This window comes from Paenibacillus sp. NPDC057934 (genome assembly GCF_042887565.1).
In the GTDB taxonomy this organism is placed as follows: Bacteria; Bacillota; Bacilli; order Paenibacillales; family Paenibacillaceae; genus Paenibacillus_AQ.
The window spans coordinates 47,033-69,738 of record NZ_JBHVPB010000013.1; the positions used below are offsets into that span (position 1 = coordinate 47,033).

A 22,706-nucleotide genomic window follows, 5' to 3' on the forward strand; every position below is an offset into this window, starting at 1 on the left:
TAACATTTAGGAAACTGTAGTGATGGGCGGGATTGTGCGGAATGAATCGACTGAACTGAAAGCCGTACAAAGGGATGATCTAAAAAGAACGGCCTGGGATAGCGCCGTTCATATTATATTTTTTTATCGAAAAAAGAGCGCCTTTCAGCGGCTACTCGGCACGCAGCTCCAATAAGGCATCACGAAGCTCTGCAGCACGTTCGAACTGAAGGTTCTTGGCCGCGTCCTTCATCTCTGCTTCGAGGCGCTGCATCAGAGTCTGGCGTTCTTTCTTGCTCATCTTGCCACCTGCTCCGGTCAGATAATCAGCCTTCGACTCTGCAACCTTCGTTGCCTCGATGACATCCCGTACCCGCTTATGGATCGTTGTTGGTGTAATCCCATGCTGTTCATTATGGGCGATCTGGATGGAACGGCGGCGCTGGGTCTCACTGATTGCCTTATCCATAGAGTCCGTGATTCGGTCACCATACATCAATACCCGTCCTTCGGAGTTCCGCGCGGCACGACCAATTGTCTGAATGAGCGACCGCTCCGAACGAAGGAAACCTTCCTTGTCAGCATCGAGGATCGCGACCAATGATACTTCTGGTAAATCAAGACCTTCTCTTAACAAATTAATCCCCACGAGTACATGGAACGTACCCAGACGGAGATCGCGCAGAATGGCCATCCGCTCCAAGGTCTTGATATCAGAGTGCATGTAGCGGACCTTGATTCCGATATCTTTAAGATAATCGGTCAGATCCTCCGACATTTTCTTGGTGAGCGTAGTGACCAGTACCCGTTCATCCTTGGCGATACGGTCATGAATCTCGCTGATCAGATCGTCGATCTGCCCCTCGGTTGGACGAACCTCAATAATAGGGTCCAGCAGACCTGTAGGCCGGATAATCTGCTGTACCATTGTCGGACAATGCTCCAGTTCATACGGTCCCGGTGTTGCTGACACATATACGAGTTGACTTGCCTTATCCTCGAACTCCTCGAATTTGAGCGGCCGGTTATCCAGCGCAGACGGCAGACGGAACCCGTGATCCACGAGGACGTTCTTGCGCGCTTGGTCACCATTGTACATCGCCCGGATTTGTGGCAGCGTCACATGCGACTCATCTATGACAATGAGCATATCATCCGGAAAATAATCCATTAACGTATAGGGGGTAGCCCCCCGTTCCCGGAAGGTAAGCGGACCAGAATAGTTCTCGATCCCGGAGCAGAAGCCCACTTCCTTCATCATTTCGATATCATAGCGTGTACGCTGCTCCAACCGTTGCGCTTCCAAGAGCTTACCTGCATCGCGCAGTGCAGCCAGCCGCTCTTCCAGTTCACGCTCAATATTGACAAGGGCCACCTTCATAGTCTCTTCCTTCGTTACAAAGTGAGATGCCGGAAAAATAGCAACATGATCACGCTCACCGATCAGTTCACCTGTCAGCACATCAATCTCTGTAATACGCTCAATCTCATCGCCGAACAGTTCGACGCGAATGGCATGCTCCCCTTGCGAGGCCGGGAAGATCTCAATAACATCGCCCCGCACACGGAAGGTCCCGCGTACAAAATTCATATCATTACGCTGATACTGAATATCCACAAGCCGGCTGAGAATCTGATTGCGCGGCTTCTCCATGCCCACCCGCAGCGATAAGAGCAACCCTCCGTATTCCTGCGGCGAACCGAGGCCATAGATACACGACACACTCGCCACGATAATCACATCACGGCGTTCGAACAAAGAACTGGTCGCCGAGTGCCGCAGCTTATCTATCTCTTCGTTTATGCTGGAATCTTTCTCAATGTAGGTATCGGAGGAAGGAATATAGGCTTCAGGCTGATAGTAATCGTAATAGCTGACAAAATAGTCTACCGAGTTGCTAGGAAAAAACTCTTTAAACTCACTCGCGAGCTGTGCAGCCAGTGTCTTGTTGTGTGCGATAACGAGTGTGGGGCGGTTAAGCTTCGAAATCATCTGTGCGATGGTAAAGGTCTTCCCTGTACCTGTTGCTCCCAGCAGCGTCTGGTGCCTCTTGCCCTGCCGGATGCCTTCTAGTAGTTCTTCTATGGCATGAGGCTGATCGCCCTGGGGTGTATATTCGGACTCCAGCTCAAAAGTCTTCGTACTGAGGACAATATCACTCATTTGCCCGTCTCCCCTCTATCGACTAAAATATATTAATATATTATTGTTATCTGAAAATAGGCTCTTCATACGATGGTGATAAAATTTGGAAGATAAGAATACTTGTTCCCGTTCATTATACAGTGTTGACGGTAACGTTGCAAACCATAATATATAGAAATTTAAGGAGCATGCAGCATGGATATCACATCAATAATCGGCATTGTGGCCGGACTCGCGGCCATGGTCGGAGGTTTCTTCTGGGAAGGCGGAAGCCTCACCGGCCTGCTACAACCGAACGCTGCCCTCATTGTGTTTGGAGGAACGATTGCAGCTGTACTGATCAGCTTTCCAGCATCCAGACTGCGTACCCTTCCAGCAGCACTCTCGCTGGCTTTTGCCAAAAACGCTGGAAACACTGAAGAAAAAGCCGAAGAAATCATTGCAATGGCTGCTATTACCCGGCGTAACGGGGTTCTTGCTCTAGAGAAAAGAGCAGAGGAGCACCCTGACCCCTTCACCCGCGAAGGTCTGCAACTCATGATCGACGGTACTGACCCTGAGCAGGTTCGGCAAATCCTGGAGCTGGAGATGGACGCTCTGGAGGCCAAACATGAAAGCTATGCCAAGATTTTCGAGGCCGCTGGAGGCTATGCGCCTACTATGGGCATTATCGGTACGGTCATGGGATTGATTCACGTACTAGGAAGCCTAACTGATCCTTCAAGTCTAGGCCCCTCCATCGCGGTCGCCTTTACGGCAACGCTGTATGGGGTTGCCAGCGCCAATCTTATTTTTTTACCCATTGCCTCCAAAATCAAATCCCGCAGCCAGGAGCAACTGCATGTTATGGAAATGCTGCTCGTTGGCATCCTCGCTCTTCGTAACGGAGAGCATCAGCAGCTGGTGCGCAAGAAAATGAATTCCTTTATTGATGATTCGACTCCAGCCCCCGCTGAGTCCATCCGTTCAAGAGGCCTTTCATGAGACAGCGAAATCGCCGAAAGAAGAGAGGAACCGAACAGGACAGCCGTGACCGCTGGATGATCACTTATGCAGATCTTATTACACTACTGCTTATTTTTTTCGTCGTGCTCTATGCTATGAGCAGCCTGGACACGGAGAAGTATAATGTCGTCACTGGCTCGTTATCGCAAACCTTCAAGAACGGGAGTGCTTTACTAGATGTAGGCAACGTCCTTCTGGATGGGCAACAGGGAGTAAACGGTATCAGCCCGGGTCGGCAGGCGCAACCCGGCGGTCCGGCACCAGGAAAAGGGCAGGACGCTGGCGGAGCCCAGGCCAGCGAAGGGCCTTCGCCAACGAATTCAGATAACTTGAAACCTTCGGAACGAGAGCTGGCTTTCCGCGAGCAGGAAGCCCGGCTTGCCGAATTGATGGGCGTTATCACTAAATACGTGCAGGACAATAATCTGGGTGACCAAATCTTTGTGGCCGACAAGCCACAGGGCATCGCGATCACACTCAGTGACCGTTTTCTATTCGATCCCGGTAATGCGGCGCTTAAAAGCCCTGCCCTTCCTGCCTTGAAGCAGCTGTCGGGTCTATTCCACGGAATCGGCGCTACAATCAGCATTGAAGGCCACACCGACAACATGCCCCTCTCAAGGCTATCCCGTTACAACGACAACTGGGAATTGTCCGGGGCCCGGGCCCTTTCTGTACTCCGCTACTTTGTGGACAAAGAAGGACTGAAGCCAAGTACATTCCAGTATGCAGGTTATGGCGATACGCGCCCGGCGGCCGACAATACCACCGAAGCCGGACGGCAGAAGAACCGCCGCGTTGAGATTATCGTGCTGCGCCAACTCCAAGGCAAATAACAGACTTATGCAAGTATATATACTAAAACAAGAAAAGCTCCCGCGTCGTCTATTAAACGGCCGGGAGCTTTTGTCATACATTTATTAGCTGTTTCATCTATTCTTCCACAGTTATAATTGTGCCTAAACCATAGCGTGTTCCTAAATAATAATCTCCTGGCGGTAAGGATGTAACTTGTAGTCTTACATACTGATTTACTTTGGAAGCATCAACTTCCATTTTCAACCCCTGATTTTCTTTAACTATTTTATCATAGTCTGCTTGGGGTCCGCTTTCTGCGAAAGGAACCATATAAACAGTACCCGGCGCATCAATTGTAAATGTCAACATATCACCCGCTTTGGCTTTCGCTCTCGTTTCTCCCAAAGGAGGCCTTGGTGACAACAAATCTAGCCTGATGGCCCGGGTATGATGACTGCTAATAAACTCGACATTCTTATCCCCACTGGCTGTTGTGACTGCCCCTGCGATCAGCTTAAAATCATAGAAGTTATTGTATTCCAACAACCCTCTAACCGTTCTGATGTAAACCTCATTGCCTATAATCTGAACTCTGCCTGAAGCTGAAGTAAAACTCTTAAACTCTCCGTTATTTTCACGGAACTGTACAATGCTCTCTAGACTTTGCCCCTCAGCAAGATAAACACTGCGGTTATAATAAAACCGCACTTGATATTCGGGATATCCAGGATAAGGAAATACATCGGGTTTGTCCAAGAGCGGCTCACTTTCATTAAGAATAGTTAACCACACATAACCTTGATATCTGTTGCCATCGTAGGCAATAATATTAAACTGATGATTCTGAGGGAAGCCTACATTCTTAAGACTACTTGTGTCAAAGTAATTCCGTTCCCCCGCCTTCACATGTTTCTTCATCGCTTCACCATTTTGTACTGCCTGTTCAAGTGAATCTTTATCATAGGAAACCCATGCTCTTATAAGGTATAGATCATAATCACGATCTGTTGTAAAGTATACTGCCTCTCCAACTCCAACATGTCGTTTATCCAATTGAATAAAGTCATCAGGCTGCGGATAAGGAGTTCTTGTTGGGTCCGGAGCCAGCGTTGCTGCCGGTGTTGGGGATGGCGCTGGTGTTGGTGTTGGCTCATACGTTGGCATCGAGCTTGGTATCGCACTAGGACTTGGGTACGGTGTCCACTCCGGTAACGGTGTTGCTGATGCCACTGGAGTTGCCGTGCTTGCTGGTGTCGCCGAAGGTATTGGTGTACTCGGCGGTTTCGGCGTTGCTGTAGACACAGGAGTCTCCGTGTTTGCCGGTGTCGGCGTCGCTGTAGACACTGGAGTTGGCGAGCTCGTTGGTGTCGATGTGGCTACCGGTGTTGCCGTCGGAACCGGAGTTGGCGTTGAGCCTTCTGTTGGAACCGCAGTCGGTCTACTTTCAGAACCTCCGCCAGTTCCGCCAGTTCCTCCACCCCCGCTACCACCTCCAACAGCCTGAACCGGAACCTGCGTTGTTACCGGAGCTGGGGTAGATGATGCTTTTGGAGCTAATGTAGCGCCTGTCGCTCCCCCAATGCTTACAGTGAGATCGGCAGGCACGCTGCTGCCCAGCGTAAGATTTTCCGGTTTATTTTCAAAAGAAATTCCGAGCGCATTCACGATACTATTCTGGATGCTGCCCAGACCCGTGACCTTGGTTGAAGCATTCAGCACTAAGGATAGGATCGAAGATTCCTTGGAGATCTCAAGAGTAGAGCCCCCTCCCTGCTTAGCCATGTTCAACTCTTTCACACTTCCTGAAGGAATTTTGAGAGTAATACCGTAAGCCTCTACGTTCACTGTATTAAAATGGCCTTTAAGACTTACAGTGCTGTTGGGAGGCATATTCTCCGTCAATGAGACCCTGTTAATACTAACACCTTGAGATACATCCAGGATGGCACCGGTATTCATTGTGATCTCCTGCACCGTAGAGTTCCCTTCGGCAACTAGCCGGACGGAACTCTCTTTTTTATCGACGATGATCTTGATGAGGACACTATCCTTCAGATGGATGCTGTTCTCACCACCACCATAGATGAATACCTCTCCCTTGACCTTGATATTGTTGAGGTAGACATCCCCAGCACCAACACCTTTACCGATAATCAAATTGCCGTTGATCTCAGTATTCTTCAAACTGACGCCCGGTGCATTAATAATCACATTGCCTTTGACCTGACTCAGCCCAATGGCGGGACCATAGGTTCCAGCTTCACCGTACCAGTCACCATAATAATTCACCGCACGATCTGCCAGAGCTACTGCTTCCGCACGGGTTAATGCTTTGTTCGGCTGGAAAGTATGATTGCCATAGCCTGTGAGAATCCCCTGCTCCACGACCGCATTAATAGCGTCCTTGCCCCAGTCTTTGATGTCAGCTTGATCCGCAAAAGAAACCCCGGAAACTGCTGCTGGCAGCTTCAGCAATCTCGTTATAGACACAGCTGCTTCCGCACGGCTCAATGTAGCTGCTGGTCTAAATGTCCCATCCGGGAAGCCTTGGATATATGCACCGTAGACCGCAGTACTTACATCAGTTGCAAACCACTTATCCTCCGACACATCCTTGAAAGCGGTTTTCTTACCCAACTGTGGCTGGAAAATGCGATTGAGTAGTGCTACCCACTCACTGCGCGTTACTGCACGTTCAGGCTCAAATTTGTTTGCCGCTGTGCCATTTACTATTCCGCGTGCGCTCCAGCGTTCGATAGCTTCCTTAGCCCAGTGTCCCTTGGTATCAGACCATGTCACCTGGCTTTGCTTGTCAATGTCTGTTGTCTCCGCGGGCGCCGCCGCGAAGGCCACACTCCCCAAAATCATACTGGCTGACAATAATGCCGCCAATACCCTGCTTGTTTGTTTGTACATTTCCTAATATCTCCTCGTGTTCGATCATCTGGAATCTGTAAAACTTCGATTCTCCGACCATTATCCATTAAATTAATAACCTGCTTCATATGAGAAATACAGGTAACCCTTCTCTGATATTATAGTTATTTAATCCATGTTTTTCTATCTAATATATGTAAAAAGACCCTTCTCTAGTTCTTTAAACTGAGAGAAGTTTTTATAAGTAAACTATAATTTTATAAGTCACTACTACTACTCAAATAGGTACATAGATCTAATTATTCATTAATACGAATTATCACATCTATCTGCATTCATTCATAATTTCAGATAACAACCTAATAAATCGACTTCTCAAGAATGGAAAATCGTGTTATTGTCGAATTGTGAGGAATAGTTGATTTCAAAAGGGGATGACTTATGAGGTTTAGTATCAGCAACAAAATATTAACTGGTTTTTTAATTATTGCAATTTTTTTAGGATTTATCAGTTTCATATCTTTTTACTATTTACAGGAGATTGATGAATCGTACACCGATCTGGTTAGCAGGCGAGAGAAGATTTTAGCTAACTCCAAAGATATCCGAGCAGACTCTATACAGCAAATGAGCAGTTTACGCGATTATATGCTCAACCAGGACAAAGGGCAGCTTGATAAGCTACATGATGTGAATGGGAAAATGTCAGAACTTGCGACCGCCACTTTAAGTATGGTACGGCTGGATATCGATAAAAACGACATCAAAAAATTGCATGAACTGAATCAACAATTTAATAAAGATGCCACCAAGGTTGCTGCATTAATAGATTCAAATAAAGAAGTTGGAATAAAGTCCTCTACCGATGTACTTCAGATTGGTCGGGATATGCAGGAGCTGGCGAACAGTATTGCTGACAGACAGCAGAAGCTAGTTGATGAAGGGGCCAAAAACAACTCAGCGATGGTCGACTCCATCAAAAGGGTGATAATGATAATTAGTATCATCGCCTTCTTACTGGCTATTCTTGTTGGTATCCTTATCTCCAGAATCATTTCCAAACCCATTGTTTCTATCGCTAACGCCGCCAAAGAAATCGCTTCGGGTAACTTGACTCTTAAAGCCATCGAGACGAAGAACCGGGATGAGGTCGGTGATTTAGCTAAATCCTTCAACCAAATGGTGACGAATCTTCGGGAACTGATTGCCCAAACCACTACAAGTGCCGAGCATTTGGCAGCGGCTTCGGAAGAATTGACCGCAAGCGCTCAACAGACTAACGTAGCGACAGAACAAATTGCTACCTTCATAGAAGAAGTGGCCACCGGCTCCAACAAACAGACTCATAGCGTAAGAGAAAGTGTTCTGGCTGTCAATGAAATGTCCTCAGGCGCACAACATATTGCTGCCAATGCGCAAAATGTCTCCTCCTCCGCCTCTGATGCCGCAGAAAAATCGTTTGAAGGCAGCCAGGTCATTCAACGGGTTATGGATCAGATGAGCTCCATTCATCAAACCATCAAAAATCTATCGAACGTGATTCATGGGTTGGAGACGAGATCCCAGGGTATTGGGGAAATTGTTAAAATGATTACAGACATCGCCGCACAAACAAACTTGCTGGCATTAAACGCTTCAATTGAAGCGGCACGGGCAGGAGAACAAGGCAGAGGATTCGCAGTAGTGGCAAGTCAAATTCGAAACCTTGCTGAACAGTCTTCCCAGTCTTCACGCCAGATTGCCGAACTAATCTCAACTATACAACAGGAGACACAGGACGCAGCGCAATCTATGGAGGCCAGCATACAAGGAGTGGATGAAGGCATTCTTGTAGTACATATGGCGGGCACATCATTTGAGCATATCGATCGCTCGGTACAACGAGTATTAACACAAATTCAAGAAGTTGCTGCTTCTGCAGAAGAAATGTCTGCAAGTTCAGAACAAGTCAACAACTTAATGGAATTTATATCTACGATTGCCCATGAGTCTGCATCCGGCATTCAAGAGATCTCCACTTCAACAGAGGAGCAACTGGCCTCTATGGAAGAAATCTTCTCCTCTGCTTCATCCCTATCCCAAATGGCTGAACGGTTACATAGTCAAATCGACAGATTCAAGGTTTAGGCCGTTATCGCAACTAAAGATTTATTTAACAACAAAGAGCGAACGGGCATACACCCGTCCGCTCTTCAGATTAAATTGATGATTTCATCAAAAAACTCTCACTAAAACAACAATAAATGCGATAATTCCCACCACAATAAGCAGATTCGTCACTTGTCTTATGAACCCTGGAGGTCCTTCGAGATGCAATTTCTTTTCGTTGACATCAAAATTCGCTTTGGCTCCATAAGGATCCATTGGTGGAGGCTGCGGTGGTATGTTGTGACCATCGGACATAACGTCAGCTCCTTTTGTAAAGGATGATTAATTATAACATTTATATGAAATTATTCACAGTTGCGCTTTCTCAACTTCCACCTTCTCTGGTTCACGGAACATGTATTTCAGTAGTGGCGGAGTGACAAGAGTTGTCACAATCACTACAATGATTACGGATGTGAAATACTCTGGATGCAGCAGCCCACTTTGTAGTCCAGTAGCCGCTATAATCAAGGCAACTTCCCCCCGTGAAATCATGCCTGCGCCGATAATTGCAGAGGAACGGGTGTTAAAGCCGGTCAAACGTGCCCCAAGACCGCCGCCCAGCATTTTGGTCAGAATGGCGACGATCGTGAGCAGTACGACAAAACCAATCTGTCCTCCTACACCGGCAAAAGTCACGTTCAACCCTATACTCACAAAAAACACCGGTACAAAAATCGAATATGCAATGGGCTCAATCTTGGTCTCTACCGTATGTTTAAATGAGGTCTGGGCAATAGCAATACCGGCAGCAAAAGCGCCGATAATCCCAGCCATCCCGAGCAGTTCAGCAAAGTACGCATAACCAAAGCAGATCACGAGCGCTGCAGTAATCGTAGCCTCAGTAACTCTAAGTAGAGCAAGCCATTTCATCAGCCTTGGAACTAGGAAGGCACCCGCGACGATCGCGACGGCAAAGAAAAGCACCTTTTTACCAATCAGAAGTCCGATAGACACTTCTGCCCCTGTACCGAAAAAGCTCATCAGCACGGCCAGTAAAATCACTACCAGAATATCATCGACTACGGCAGCGCCGAGTATGGTTGAACCCTCGCCCGAATTCAGCTTGTTCATATCCTTCAAAACCTGGACAGAAATGCTCACAGAGGTAGCACTCAGAATGACTCCCATAAACAAGGCATTATGGTCAGCAAAACCGAACCATTCCCCTATAGCAAAGCCACCTGCAAAGGGTAATATGATCCCACCCACTGCCACAGCAAAAGCCGATTTCCAGTTTTTGCGGAGCTGCTCCAGATCCGTCTCCAGACCTGCTATAAACATCAGCAACAGCACGCCGATCTCCGACATATAATGAATGAATTCCCCATCCTGTACCCACCCCAGCACTGCAGGTCCTAGAACAATCCCGATGATCAGCTTACCCAAAACTGCTGGTTGCCCCAGTCTTACAGATAAATCCCCAGCCAACTTAGTAAATAACAAAATCAACATCAGATAAAGAATGAATTGCATGGTTTCTCCCACTCCTTTTTCTCTGCCCAGGCCCCTCCTACGGTATTAATGATATCCTAAAAAAGACAAAGAGGAGCCCTTGGTGACAGGCTCCTCCAAAAAACAATAAAATATGCAGTTGAATAAATATAAAATGATTATAACATGGGTTTGCGGCGATGTCTGCCCTTAGTGATTATGCGTTATTATCTTAACTCTTCAATAATTATCTCTCGGGAGAAACTGTATGTTAACTATCGGTTTAAAGTTGGCAGCCTATGCTCCGCTTCCTGCCTCATTAGGTCGGAGCGTCGCTGATCCAATCGCTAGCAATATAGCTGCCATGAGACCCAAAATGGCGAATGGCAGCCGCAATTCAGACCAGCCACCTCCGGTTGCGGCGATATCAATCGCCTGCATTGCCCATTTTTGCGGAACAAAGTTGGCAATCTTCTGCATGTAATCCGGCATAATCGAGATCGGCCAGAAGCAGCCACCCAGCATGCAGGTAGGGGTTAGAATGAGTGCGTTCAGTATACCGGTGTTATTCTGGTTACGGACTAGCCCGGTGATGGTGCTAGCAATCCCCATAGATACCAGCATAAAAGCAGCCAACACCAGGAAGTAGAGATATAACGGAACCCCAAAATCATAGCCAATGATTCCACGAGTCAACGTAAGTAATGTGATAATCTGAATTAACCCGACAAGGAAACTACCCAGGAAGTTGCCTATAGCGATCTCGTAAGCATGAACAGGAGCACTAAACATTCTCATCATGGTTCTGTCCCTTCGGTCTTTGACAATGATAGAGACGGAACTGGTCACAAGTCCCATTAGGAACAACAATGTAAAGCCGGTGACACTAGTCTGCTCCGATCGAGGATATAGATTATAATCGGTACGCCTACTTCCGACCTTATGCTGTTCAGCCTGCTGCAATACTGCGGAGAACTTAGATTCAGCATTGCCCCCGGCTGCACTAGCCGTCCGCACTGCCTCAGCTGTATGGCCCATCCGACCGGCAATGTCGCCGGCTTTACGCTGGAGCATGATCGAGCTCTCCGAGATTTTCAGCTCATAAAAGCTGATCTGCGGCTTTTTCCCGGCAAGCAGGTCCTCCGTGTAACCAATTGGAATGAACACGCCCGCCGTCCCTTTTTGATCCGTAACCTTGGCCTTTAGCTCTGACTCGCTAGAAGTCTGGACCAACTTGTAGTCCCCGGTCGCGGCAAGCTCCGCAATGACATGTTGGCCACCTGCACCGCTGTCCTGATTGGCGTAGAGCACTATAGCAGGTTCCTCGCCCGCGCTGCCTGTAGTTGTTATTATCGCCGATACAACAATACAAGGCAAAATAATATAGATCAGCAGCCCGGAACGGGAACCAATGGTTCGCTTTGCCATATTCCAGGCAATCGTCATGATGTTACGCATGGTAACCCACCTTCCGGTATGAGATGAGGGCTGCACCAAACAGGACAATACAGATCAGCGCCATGGCCAACAAATTAGGCATGATCTTGGATACATCCACATGCAGCATCATCCCCAGAATCGCCTGCATCATCCAATGGTTAATCGTGAATGCTCCCACAGAGTTGACCCAGGATTCGGGGAGGGGAGCCATCCCTCCGCTCAGAAATGTCATGCAGACGGTGAGCACAGTAATTACGCTGCGGGCACTTGCTCCGCTTTTGAAAAACATAGACACTACGATAGATAGCGTCATGGACGCAATAATCATCAACAGACAGAAAAGTATCAGCAGAAGGGGATGATTACCCCAATACACGCCATACAGCCAATGCGATAGCAGAATAATAGCCGTACATTGCACTATAGAGACCGTACCCACACCAAGCATTTTTCCGATGAACAGTTGGGAGCCTTTGACAGGCATAGAGTTCAGTCGAAACAGTGTATGTTCTTCCTTTTCATTGAACAACGAAATATTAACAGTCAGGCCGCAATAGAGCAGGAACATTAATAGCATCGACACCGCATAGAACTGGGTGGCACTGTATGAACCCCCGTCCTCCCCAAGCTCTCCTAACTTCAGAGCGGATGTCGTACCCTCATTCGAAGGGGCAAACGCGGTAAGACTTTCTGGACCCAGAATCGATGTCGCCGCCTGAATATCATTGATATGGTTGACGAAGTTGTCGAACACCGTACCGGCCACCAGGTTATTGGTATGATCTTTGCCAAGGATAAACTCCAGCTGAGCCTGCTCCCCACTCTGTACCTTCTGATCAAAACCTGGGGATACTATGACGGCATATCCATATTTCCCTGCTCGCAGCCCGCTCTCTGCCGCCTCTCGACTTGGCAAAGATACAGGAATGATGATATCCTCTAGCTCAGGTGTTAACAGAAAATCTGCCACGAGTGACGATTCTGCCGTGTTCTTGGTCGGTAGATTGACTACACCAACCCTAACGGAGTGGATGGTTTGGTTGCTTTGACCGCCTACTACCCCCGACAATGAGGAACCGAGCAGAAAGATTAGCACAAGGGGCAGCAAGAACTGATTCAACAGAAGCGCTTTTGAACGGAACAATCGGCGAAGCTCGTAGGTCATAATGGTCCATGTATTCATTCTTTTATCCCACCTCCATTAATCCCGTAGTGACCGTCCGGTCAGGCTCAGGAACAGTGTCTCTAGATTAGGCTCGTCGACATGTAGAGAAGCAATAATTCCTTCGTGTTTGGCGAAAATAAACAAGATATCCTGAAGTTCGTCTTGAGAGGAAGGCAGATATATGTCCACAACATCCTCCCTGACCTCTACCCGGTTAATCCGAGGATGCAGACCAATCTCCTGAATCAGCCCAGGGTTGATATTACTTGCTTTGATCACGATTTTCTCTTCACGAGCCACCCTCTCCCGCAACTCCTTTTCCGTACCACAGGCAATGATATGGCCTTTATCCATGATCGCCACCCGATCACAAATCGCAGCGACCTCCTCCATGTAATGACTGGTATAAATCACCGTAGAACCCAACTGATTAAGTTTCTTGACCGATTCCAGAATATGATTGCGTGACTGGGGATCAATTCCTACTGTCGGCTCATCCATAATAATCAGCCGCGGACGATGCATGATGGCACAGGCAATATTCAATCTGCGCTTCATTCCCCCGGAAAAAGAAGACGGCTTATCCTTCGCCCGATCACTAAGGCCGGTAAAAGCTAGTGCCTCTTCCACACGTTCTTTCAACAACTTGCCACGCAATCCGTATAGTTTACCGAAGAACGTCACATTCTCCGCTGCCGTCATGACATCGTAGAGTGCAAGGTCCTGCGGCACTAGCCCGATTCTTCGTTTCACCTCAAGGGGATTTGCCGCTACCGAAATTCCGTCCACCTCGATGCTACCGCCATCCATGGATAAGAGACCGCAGAGCATGCTGATGGTTGTGCTTTTCCCCGCACCGTTAGGGCCTAGCAAGCCGAAGATTTCTCCCTCCTGAATGCTGACGTTCAAGTGGTCCACTGTCAATTTGCCGTCATATCGTTTCACTACATCGGTCAGTACCGCAAGTGCCATGCATCATCTCTCCTGTCAGTTCAAACTGTTATGTCTTTATTGTATCGTGGGAAGCATGGAAGGTAAGGTACGGAAGGTCACTTTATGAAGGTGACAAAAGTCATCTCCTGAAATTCACAACCTGTATGCTATGCTAAGTAATATAAAATGAACAAAAGGAAGGCACCTCCCGTGAACCGAGAACTGACATTTCTGCGTTACGGACTTATTGTGATCCCTGCGCTGATAACCATGCATATTCAGGAATATGCCGATTACGAGCTGTTCACTTTGCACCTGCTGATTCTTCTGCTGCTGGTCGTGATGGAAGGACGTCTGCCCCTGGCCTTTCGGGCATTGCTCAGCGGTAGTGAGATGTTACTTACAGCCTGGCTGTGCAGTCAGTATGGCCCTTTGATGATCTTTCCCGCGATATCGTCCCTACTATTCTATTCACAGCTTCAGCCGCGACCGGTGCCGGTGGTCTTTGCTGTGGTGCATTTGATCGCACTTAATACCGCCTTTCATTCTAGCTCACAGCTTGCGCTGGCTTCCATCAATCTCGCCTTCCTGTTGGCTGCCTGTCTAGTGGTATTGTTGCACCGGGCCAAGCATGGTCAGGCCGAAACGCTGTTCCTCTACGATGAGCTGCGCAAGCGGCATTTCGAGCTGGATGAGGCTCGAACCCGGCTTCAGCAATTCGCAGCCCAAGTAGAGAATACCGCCCAATCTGAGGAACGAGTACGAATCGCCCGCCAATTGCACGATGATATTGGACACCGGCTAATTCGGGTGAAAATGATGATGGAAGCTGCCATTCATACACTCCCTTCTTCCCCTGACGCTGGAATGGCCCTCATGGTCCAGATACGCGACCAGCTCTCGGCCAGCATGGATGATATGCGCGCAGCTGTTAGGCGTATTAACTACGCGCCTCAGCTTGAAGGTGCTTATGCACTTGACCGACTGCTGGAGGAAACTGGCCGCGATACCGGAATAGTCACCTCTTACAAGGTGGAAGGCATGCCCTTCCAGCTCTACCCAAGCCTGCAGGTCATACTTTATAAAAATGCGCGCGAAGCTATCACCAATGGGCTGCAACACGGCAAGGCCACAGCGATTTCCATCAGGCTTGGCTATTCCCTCGGCGAGGTGACCATGGAGATTAGCAACAATGGCTTGCTCCCCCATGATAAGAACCGATTGCAGAGTAGAAGCGGCATGGGGCTAAAAGGCATGGAGGAGCGGACCGCCCTGGTCGGCGGTACCTTGGAGCTGCGGCTGGAACCGGAGTTCACCCTGATCACCCGGCTGCCTGTATATAAGCAGACTGAAATACGTTAGCTTTGTATAAAATGATGCTCAACATCTTACTCAGATGGCGTTAGTCCTCCTAGACAGCGGATATTGAGATAGATCCTGAATTAAACTTGAAAATTTAATCATAAATCAAATTAAAGGAGACCTGCTGAACATTATGATCAAAGTTCTGATTGTTGACGACGATTCGTTTATCCGTGAGAGCCTGAAGGTACTGCTGGGTATGGACGACAATATAGAGGTGGTTGGAACAGCGGGGGACGGCAATGAGGCACTAGCTTTGTTGTCCGAAGGATTGGCGACAGATGTGGTGCTTATGGATATTCGTATGCCCGGCTGCGGAGGCGTTGAAGGCACACGGCTGATCAAGGAAAGCTATCCACAGATTTCTGTGCTGATGCTGACCACCTTCGACGACGATGATTATATTATCGAGGCCCTTCGGAACGGAGCGCAGGGATACTTGCTGAAGAACATTCCGCCAGACCGTATCATTCAGGGGATCAAAACCGTTCATGACGGCAACATGCTAATCCATCCCGATATCGCCCGCAAGCTGGCTACCTTCTTAAAACCCACGGCACAACAGGAAAACACGCCCGCGCAATGCCTCGAAGCTTACGGGCTAACCAAAGCCGAACAAGCTATTGTCGCTTCCATCGCCGAAGGGCACTCCAATAAGGAGATTGCCGGTGCCTTATTCCTGAGCGAAGGTACCGTCAAAAACTATATTACCGACATCCTGAGCAAGCTCAGCCTTCGCGACCGCACGCAGATTGCGATTTTTTATTTGAAGAATATTCGGGATTAATATTAGCGATTGGCAATAAAGACAGGTTGGTCAAGATTCTGGTGGATAACGCTGGTGAGTGTGATCGTGAGTGGTGGCCGTGTGACGGTGAGTGTGATCGTGGAGTGGTGATCGTGACTAGCGCTGGCACGCGTGATGGCGAGCAGCAACGACTAAAAGCTCCAACGTTTCTGCCACTGCAACCTAACCTCATTTTAGAATCTTAACTTCAATTTACATAACAGATTAATAACCTTGCCCGTAGAAACAACTGGAGAAAATCCCGTTATTCTGCCGCTAAACCATAGCTTTGTAAGAATAACAGGAAAAGATCCCGTTCTTTCCTCATTAAATCCCTGAAAACCTAATAAAGCGCTGGATTAACGGGATTTTATCCTGTTAACCCAGCACTTTATGTCATTTCACGTAATTTAACAGGAGAATTTCCTGTTAACCCCAGACTCAGAAGTTCTACTTTTTCAAAGGTAGACAGAAGGCTCATTAGTCTCTTGTTCTAACTTCCACAGATTCAATTGTGCCACAGCTCTGAAACACCCTGCATCGCCAAGGGCCTAATCCGCCTTGGATTCAGCTACTTTAAACAAACAGGCGTGGACCGTGTGTTCAACAGCATCTCTAAGGGACTAGTCCGCCTTGGATTCAGCAGCAGGTTTGGCCCGCTTAAGGTCATTGGCCGCTGAACGACTGCGGCTAATGCTTGTCCGCAAATTGATAATGCCAAAAATGCTCGTCGGCTTCGCCAGCGCAATGGTCGTCTCATCCGGCTCTGGCGCAAGTATGATGCCGAGCTGGTGATGATCACCATCATAGATGGCGGTCTGCAGGTACTTGCTCTCGCCTGCCCGGTTCTGCACTTCCAGCTTGCAGAACGCCGGGTTCTTGCGCAGCGCCTCATGCAGCTGCGCGGCTTCGGTCAACAGGACCCCGTTGACCTTGAGCAAGACCTCGCCGGGCAGGATACCCAGCTCCTGCCCGGGGCTACCCGGCAGCACGGCCAGCACTTTGCGGCCGCGCGGGGGATGTACGAAGATGGGACTGCTGCTGCGCTCTTCCAGAGCGCTGTACCAGGACAGCCCTTCGTGCAGAAGGACCGCTGCGAGCGCTGCGAGCAGCGTCAGCGGGCTCCACAAGAAGGCCAGCAGGCTGAGGCCCAGCAGGACGCCGCTGTAGATCAGTAGCCGCCCTGCCGTACGGGTCGCTTTGCGCCCCGGCAGCAGGCTGTGCGTCATCTCGCTGAAGCCGATGATGACGGGCAGGGACACAATGCCTAGCCCGCCGCCCAGCAGCGGCTGCCATGACAGATCTCCGGTTCCAGCAGCGGCAGGAACCAGCAAGAACAGCGGCAGCGGCCAGAAGGCCTGCAGCTGGAAGCCACCGACGACCTTGCCGCGCTTGCCTTGCAGGAAGAGCGGCGAAGCCAATCCGGGGCCCTGCCAACGAGCCAGCAGGGCCTCGGCCAGATGCAGCAACGCGGCCAGCACCAGCAAGGCTGGAATATCCATTTCCCGCAAACCGGTAACTAGAGTTCCGATTGTCCCCGTCTGCAGAGCATTCGGGAAGAAAGAAAACACGAATTGTATAATGCCCAGTATGCCTATAGCATAGGCAAAACATAGATAACGAACACGAATCAGTAGTAGAAGCAGAGTAACAATCCAAATACAGGCCACTGCTGGACCAGAGATCGAAACGCCCAGTAAGACAGCAGCTACGGATACCAGAAGTCCCATAACCAGGCCACTCCAGACCGTACGCCAGATTTCCTGACCTGGACTATGCAACTTTACATGAATCAGCTTCCGTTCCAGGGCTACCTGTCTTCGGTAATATAGGGCAACAAAGATAAGAGCAATATAGTAATAGGGCTGGATTAGCAAATTCAACGCTGCCTTGCCCAAGCTTCCCAACAGTTCCAGCATCACATTCAACCGTTCGTCACGCTCCTTCTCGTCCGGTTACTACATTTCTCTAAAATCAAAGAAAAAAAGAAGGCTGAATTCAGCCTTCTTACTTGTTCGACGATGCCGACTTGATTTCCTTCTGGATCTCTTCAATTCCCTTATTCCGTTGATTATCATTGGCTGGATTCTGGATAGCCTTGATCAGTGCAGCTTCCAGAGTCTCCGCAGTCTTGGCATCGATAATGCCTGTGACCGTTAGCTTAGCTGTACTCTGGAATTTCTTCACCGCTTCTTTGGTAGCAGCGTCGAAATATCCATCTTTACGGCCCGGCTTATAGCCTAGCCCATCCAGCATAATCTGTGCACTCTTCACATCTGCGCTGTTCATGTTGTATTGCAAGGTCGCGCTCTTATTGATCGGAGCTACCGAGAAATAGTCGGGCTGAGCCACTGCAATATCTGGCTTGATGCCTTTGCCGTGAATCCAAGTGCCGTCAGGTGTCAGCCATTTGGCAATCGTGATCTTCAGCAAACTGCCATCTCCGAGCTGCTTGTCGAAGCTGGTCTGAACCGTGCCCTTACCGAACGAATTATCACCGATCAGCTTGGCGCCTGCGGATTGCTGTAAGGCCCCTGCCAGAATTTCCGATGCACTTGCGCTACCTTTATTCATTAGGACAACAACCGGATACGCTTTGCTGGATCCTTTGGATTTACTAAGCTCACGCTTCTTGTTCTTGTCTTCAACTTGCACAATGGTTTTGCCAGAAGGAACGAACTGCTCCGCCATCTGGATCACTACAGGAAGCACGCCACCAGGGTCGTTACGGACATCGATGACCAATCCCTTCATGCCTTGCTTCTCTAGCTTGTCCAGCTCTTCCTTGAACCGCTCTGCTGTGTTCATGGAGAATTGGGTCACCTCGATGACACCCACATTGTCCTTCTCCAGCTTCGCATAAACGGTCTCCAGCTTCACGTCATCACGAGTAATCGCAAATTCTAGCGGCTCTGCAGAGCCGGCGCGCTGGACTTTAAGCGTAGCCTTGCTACCCTTCGGACCGCGAATTTTTGCAACCGCCGCATTCAGTTCCAGACCTTCCAGAGATTCACCGTTGACGGAAAGAATCACATCTTTGGCCTGAATGCCCGCTTTCTCAGCAGGAGATCCTTTGATCGGGGACACAACGACAACTTTGCCATTCTCCGAGGAGACTTCGGCTCCAATTCCGGAGAATGAGCCTTCGATGCTCTCCTCAAATTTCTGTGCCGTTTCTTTCCCCATATAATTGGAATACGGATCACCCAGCGCTTCCATCATCCCATTGACAGCACCGTCGATCAGTTTGTTCCGATCAACAGTTTCATAGTAATTACTCTCAATCAAACCCAGGGCCGTACCCAGCTTCTTAGATTCCTTCTGATCCAGGCCGCTGCTTCCGTTCAGCGCAGAGGAGATTGCTCCTTGCCCTGCAGCCTGTCCGGAAATTTGCATATAGCCGGTCACACTCAGGGTCAGCAAGCTGCCGCACAGTAGGGCGGCGATCATCAAAAACGCCGCTGTGCTCTTCTTCAACATCAGTTCCCACCGTCCCTTCTTGTCCCTCTCTCGAACCTTGCGTTTTACCCGTTCAGCATAGAACGGTATCTCTTCCAGTATATGCCCTATGTCCAATTAATATTTATAAGTCCCGAAATTACAAGTAAGGCATCGGATTAACCGGCTTACCGTCGATCCGAACTTCAAAGTGAAGATGGGGGCCTGTGGAACGACCAGTGGAACCGGACTCCGCAATGACCTGACCACGGCTCACGTGATCACCGGCCTTAACCTTAATCCCGCCGTCACGAATATGGCCGTACAGCGTCCACATGCCGCCGCCATGATCAATAATTACACAGTTACCATAACCATTCCACCACTCCGCTACCAGCACTGTGCCGGAATCTGCAGCATGGATACTGGTTCCCTGCGAAACGGCAAAGTCCGTTCCGGTATGCAGCTTACCTACTTCTCCCGTGACCGGATGGGTTCGGTAGCCATAAGGAGAAGAGATTCGTGCTCCACCTACAGGTCTCAAAAGCGGACCGTCTCCACCTGCATAAGCTATGGAGCTTGAAGAAGCTGCTGCCTTCGCAGCCTTCTTCTTGGCCTCGGCCTCTCTGCGGGCAGCTTCTGCCTTAGCAGCGGCTGCCTTTCTCGCCGCTTCCTCTGCTTTGATCTTATCCTTTTCTTTCTCCAAGGAAGAACGCTGACTGGCAAGCTCTACAAGCTTCGCATTCTGTTCCTCACTGATATCATCTGTATCCTGAATTTCCTTGTCATAGTAAGCGATAAGTTCTTGTTTATCCTTTTCTTTCTCTTTCAGCAGACTGCGCTGCTCCTCCAAATCGGTATAGAGCTGCTTGGCCTGTGCGTACTTTCCTTCCAACTCTTGCTTCTTGTCGATGACAAGCTGCTTGTCCACCTTATGCTGGACCAGAAGATCCTGATCCTGATCTACGATAAGCTTCAGGGAATCCGCCCGCTCTAGAAAGTCAGTGAAGCTATTAGAGGAGAGAAGCACGTCCAGATAAGATACGGCTCCGTCCGTATACATAAGACGCACCCTAGACTCCAGAACCTTTTCCCGAGAAGCGATACGCGCTTCCGCATCATCTAATTGAACAGCCGTCTGATTCAGCGACATCTCTGTATCAGCAATTTTCCCAGAAATATCTTTCATCTTCCCTTTAACCATATCTACTTGCCCCAGCACATACTGCAAATTCATATTAGTCTTGTTCTTATAGTGCTGTGCTTCCTGATTGCGCGAAGCAGCTTTCACCTGCTGCTCTTTGGCTTCCTTAACTTCTTGCTGCAGCTTCTTGAGCTGCTTGTCGATTTCGGCGACACTCTTTTTGTTGGCATATCCTTCAGAGGGTCCGAACATAGTGACAGTCAGCAATAATACGGCTAACCCGGCAGCAATCTTCTTCAACTCGCACTCCCCATCCTTTATCCAAAATCAAAATTAATATTAAAAGCCTGGCTTAAATCTTCGAAATCTCGTTATACCTTCAAAAACTTACGAATGGACACGGTACTTCCCCAAATGCCAATCAGCATGCCCAGCCCAACCAGCAGACCGCACAGGAGCATCCAAATCTCACCGAACGGGATCAGCTTAAGACCCAGCATCGGGTCACCCTGCACAGAAGACAACAGACTGGTGTAACCCGCGTAAAGCAGGCCCGAGGTAACCAATGAACCGATTAATCCGATCAGTGCCCCTTCTATAAAGAAGGGCCAGCGAATAAAATAATTTGTCGCCCCAACCAGCTTCATAATGCCGATCTCTTTGCGACGGGCCAAAATGGTTACGCGAATCGTGTTGGAGATCAGGAACATGGACATCAACCCCAGTCCTGCTACAAAGATAAAACCAATATTGCGCACGGCACGCGTCACTTTAAACAGCGTCTCGATCGAGCCTTTTCCGTAATTGACTTTATAAATAGGCTGCTCTTCATGGGTCTCGTTCAGCGCTTGGATCTTTTCTGCCACAAAAGGGACGGTAGTCGGCTCAATAACCTCTATTACCAGCTTGTCTGGCAGCGGATTATTGTCCTCATCGAACCCTTCGAGAAGCTCGGCGGCGTCCGCGCCCATATCTTCACGGAACTCCTTAAGTCCCTGCTCCTTGGAGACAAAAGTAATCTTGCTGACCTCCGGCATGCTGCCGATCTCATTCTCCACCGTCTCGCGCAGCTTCTGGTCGGTATTAAGTGCCAGATGCACATTGATTTGGACCTGACTGTCCGCCTTATCGGCGATAGCGTTCACATTAAGTACAAGCAGAATAAAGACACCTAGCACGAACAACGAGACGACAATCGAGGTAATGGAGGCTATGGACATCCAGCCGTTGCGGAATACGTTTTTAAAGCCTTCCCGCACGTGTCGCAAGAAGGTTTTAAAACTCATAACCGTATTCCCCTCTCACTTGGTCTCTCACGATGTTGCCGTTCTCGATGGCCAGAACCCGCTTGCGCATTTTATTAACAATGTCACGGTTATGTGTAGCCATAACAATCGTAGTACCACGGAAATTGATCTCATCCAGCAGCTGCATAATGTCCCAGGAGGTCTCTGGGTCAAGGTTACCTGTAGGCTCGTCCGCAATAATAACTGACGGATTATTAACGATCGCCCGGGCAATAGCAATCCGCTGCTGCTCACCGCCTGAGAGCTGAGAAGGCTCGCGGTTGGCTTTGTTCTTCAGACCTACCAGATCTAGTACTTCAATGACCCGCTTCTTGATAATCTTCTTCGGCGCTTCAATCACTTCCATTGCAAAAGCAACGTTCTCAAAGGCCGTCAGCTTCGGAAGCAGCCGGAAATCCTGAAAGATTACACCAATGTTCCGTCGCACATAAGGAATTTTACGCGGTTTGAGCTTGCCTATATTGAAACCGCCCACGGAAATCTGACCTTTGGTCGGCATCTCTTCTCTATAAATTAATTTCATGAAAGTCGACTTCCCAGCGCCAGACGGACCGACAACATATACGAATTCGTTTCGATCAATCTTAACGGACACGCCCTGCAGCGCATGAGTGCCATTGGGGTACGTCTTCCACACATCCTGCATTTCAATCACTCTATCACTTCCCGATTATGACATATTCCGCCGTGAAGTCTTCGACAGGGTCCAGCCCAGACTTCCATAAACTGCACTTTACAGCAGG

17 protein-coding genes are annotated in these 22,706 nt (G+C 48.9%); 5 read left to right on the forward strand and 12 right to left on the reverse strand.

The window, feature by feature from the left end; genetic code table 11:
• Positions 1-151: 151 nt before the first annotated feature.
• Positions 152-2,143, reverse strand: coding sequence for an excinuclease ABC subunit UvrB (uvrB, locus tag ACFVRY_RS25625; protein WP_387503112.1), 1,992 nt, complete (start codon positions 2,141-2,143; stop codon positions 152-154).
• Positions 2,144-2,320: 177 nt separating this feature from the next.
• On the opposite strand from uvrB, the gene ACFVRY_RS25630 reads away from it, so the two are divergent.
• Entirely contained in the window at positions 2,321-3,109 is a 789-nt protein-coding gene (locus tag ACFVRY_RS25630; RefSeq protein ID WP_387503113.1) for a flagellar motor protein, read from the forward strand.
• Positions 3,106-3,966, forward strand: a complete 861-nt coding sequence (locus ACFVRY_RS25635; protein ID WP_387503114.1) for a flagellar motor protein MotB — start codon at positions 3,106-3,108, stop codon at positions 3,964-3,966. The genes ACFVRY_RS25630 and ACFVRY_RS25635 overlap by 4 nt, the downstream gene beginning before the upstream one ends.
• A gap of 97 nt (positions 3,967-4,063) precedes the next feature.
• Here ACFVRY_RS25635 and ACFVRY_RS25640 read toward each other — a convergent pair whose 3' ends face one another.
• Positions 4,064-6,844, reverse strand: coding sequence for an S-layer homology domain-containing protein (locus ACFVRY_RS25640; RefSeq protein ID WP_387503115.1), 2,781 nt, complete (start codon positions 6,842-6,844; stop codon positions 4,064-4,066).
• Between the two features lie 402 nt (positions 6,845-7,246).
• Between ACFVRY_RS25640 and ACFVRY_RS25645 the strand changes: the two genes are divergently transcribed.
• Positions 7,247-8,932 (forward strand): methyl-accepting chemotaxis protein, encoded by a 1,686-nt coding sequence (locus tag ACFVRY_RS25645; protein WP_387503117.1) that lies wholly within the window; start codon positions 7,247-7,249, stop codon positions 8,930-8,932.
• 87 nt (positions 8,933-9,019) lie between these two features.
• Here the strand turns inward: ACFVRY_RS25645 and ACFVRY_RS25650 are convergent, their stop codons facing one another.
• From ACFVRY_RS25650 to ACFVRY_RS25670, 5 genes are all read right to left on the reverse strand, one after another.
• Positions 9,020-9,208 (reverse strand): hypothetical protein, encoded by a 189-nt coding sequence (locus ACFVRY_RS25650; protein ID WP_387503119.1) that lies wholly within the window; start codon positions 9,206-9,208, stop codon positions 9,020-9,022.
• 54 nt (positions 9,209-9,262) lie between these two features.
• Positions 9,263-10,429, reverse strand: coding sequence for a cation:proton antiporter (locus ACFVRY_RS25655; RefSeq protein ID WP_387503121.1), 1,167 nt, complete (start codon positions 10,427-10,429; stop codon positions 9,263-9,265).
• A 255-nt stretch (positions 10,430-10,684) separates the two neighbouring features.
• A complete protein-coding gene (locus ACFVRY_RS25660; RefSeq protein ID WP_387503122.1) occupies positions 10,685-11,845 on the reverse strand; it encodes an ABC transporter permease in 1,161 nt (386 codons plus the stop codon).
• A complete protein-coding gene (locus ACFVRY_RS25665; RefSeq protein ID WP_387503123.1) occupies positions 11,838-13,010 on the reverse strand; it encodes an ABC transporter permease in 1,173 nt (390 codons plus the stop codon). The genes ACFVRY_RS25660 and ACFVRY_RS25665 overlap by 8 nt, the downstream gene beginning before the upstream one ends.
• An 18-nt stretch (positions 13,011-13,028) precedes the next feature.
• Positions 13,029-13,964: an ABC transporter ATP-binding protein gene (locus ACFVRY_RS25670; RefSeq protein ID WP_387503125.1), complete on the reverse strand. Its 936-nt coding sequence runs from the start codon at positions 13,962-13,964 to the stop codon at positions 13,029-13,031.
• A gap of 171 nt (positions 13,965-14,135) precedes the next feature.
• On the opposite strand from ACFVRY_RS25670, the gene ACFVRY_RS25675 reads away from it, so the two are divergent.
• Complete coding sequence (locus ACFVRY_RS25675) at positions 14,136-15,287, forward strand: sensor histidine kinase (RefSeq protein ID WP_387503126.1); 1,152 nt, start codon at positions 14,136-14,138, stop codon at positions 15,285-15,287.
• A gap of 133 nt (positions 15,288-15,420) precedes the next feature.
• A complete protein-coding gene (locus ACFVRY_RS25680) occupies positions 15,421-16,074 on the forward strand; it encodes a response regulator (protein ID WP_387503127.1) in 654 nt (217 codons plus the stop codon).
• Between the two features lie 623 nt (positions 16,075-16,697).
• Here ACFVRY_RS25680 and ACFVRY_RS25685 read toward each other — a convergent pair.
• The 5 genes from ACFVRY_RS25685 to ftsE all read right to left on the reverse strand — a co-directional run bounded on the left by ACFVRY_RS25685 (position 16,698) and on the right by ftsE (position 22,618).
• Positions 16,698-18,002: a PDZ domain-containing protein gene (locus ACFVRY_RS25685; RefSeq protein ID WP_387503128.1), complete on the reverse strand. Its 1,305-nt coding sequence runs from the start codon at positions 18,000-18,002 to the stop codon at positions 16,698-16,700.
• Between the two features lie 79 nt (positions 18,003-18,081).
• Positions 18,082-19,554: a S41 family peptidase gene (locus ACFVRY_RS25690; protein ID WP_387503130.1), complete on the reverse strand. Its 1,473-nt coding sequence runs from the start codon at positions 19,552-19,554 to the stop codon at positions 18,082-18,084.
• A gap of 118 nt (positions 19,555-19,672) precedes the next feature.
• On the reverse strand, positions 19,673-20,956 hold the full coding sequence (locus ACFVRY_RS25695) for a murein hydrolase activator EnvC family protein (RefSeq protein ID WP_387503131.1): 1,284 nt from the start codon (positions 20,954-20,956) through the stop codon (positions 19,673-19,675).
• Between the two features lie 71 nt (positions 20,957-21,027).
• Positions 21,028-21,942, reverse strand: coding sequence for a permease-like cell division protein FtsX (gene ftsX / locus ACFVRY_RS25700; RefSeq protein WP_066378746.1), 915 nt, complete (start codon positions 21,940-21,942; stop codon positions 21,028-21,030).
• Complete coding sequence (gene ftsE / locus ACFVRY_RS25705; RefSeq protein ID WP_387503132.1) at positions 21,932-22,618, reverse strand: cell division ATP-binding protein FtsE; 687 nt, start codon at positions 22,616-22,618, stop codon at positions 21,932-21,934. The genes ftsX and ftsE overlap by 11 nt, the downstream gene beginning before the upstream one ends.
• Positions 22,619-22,706: the final 88 nt, after the last annotated feature.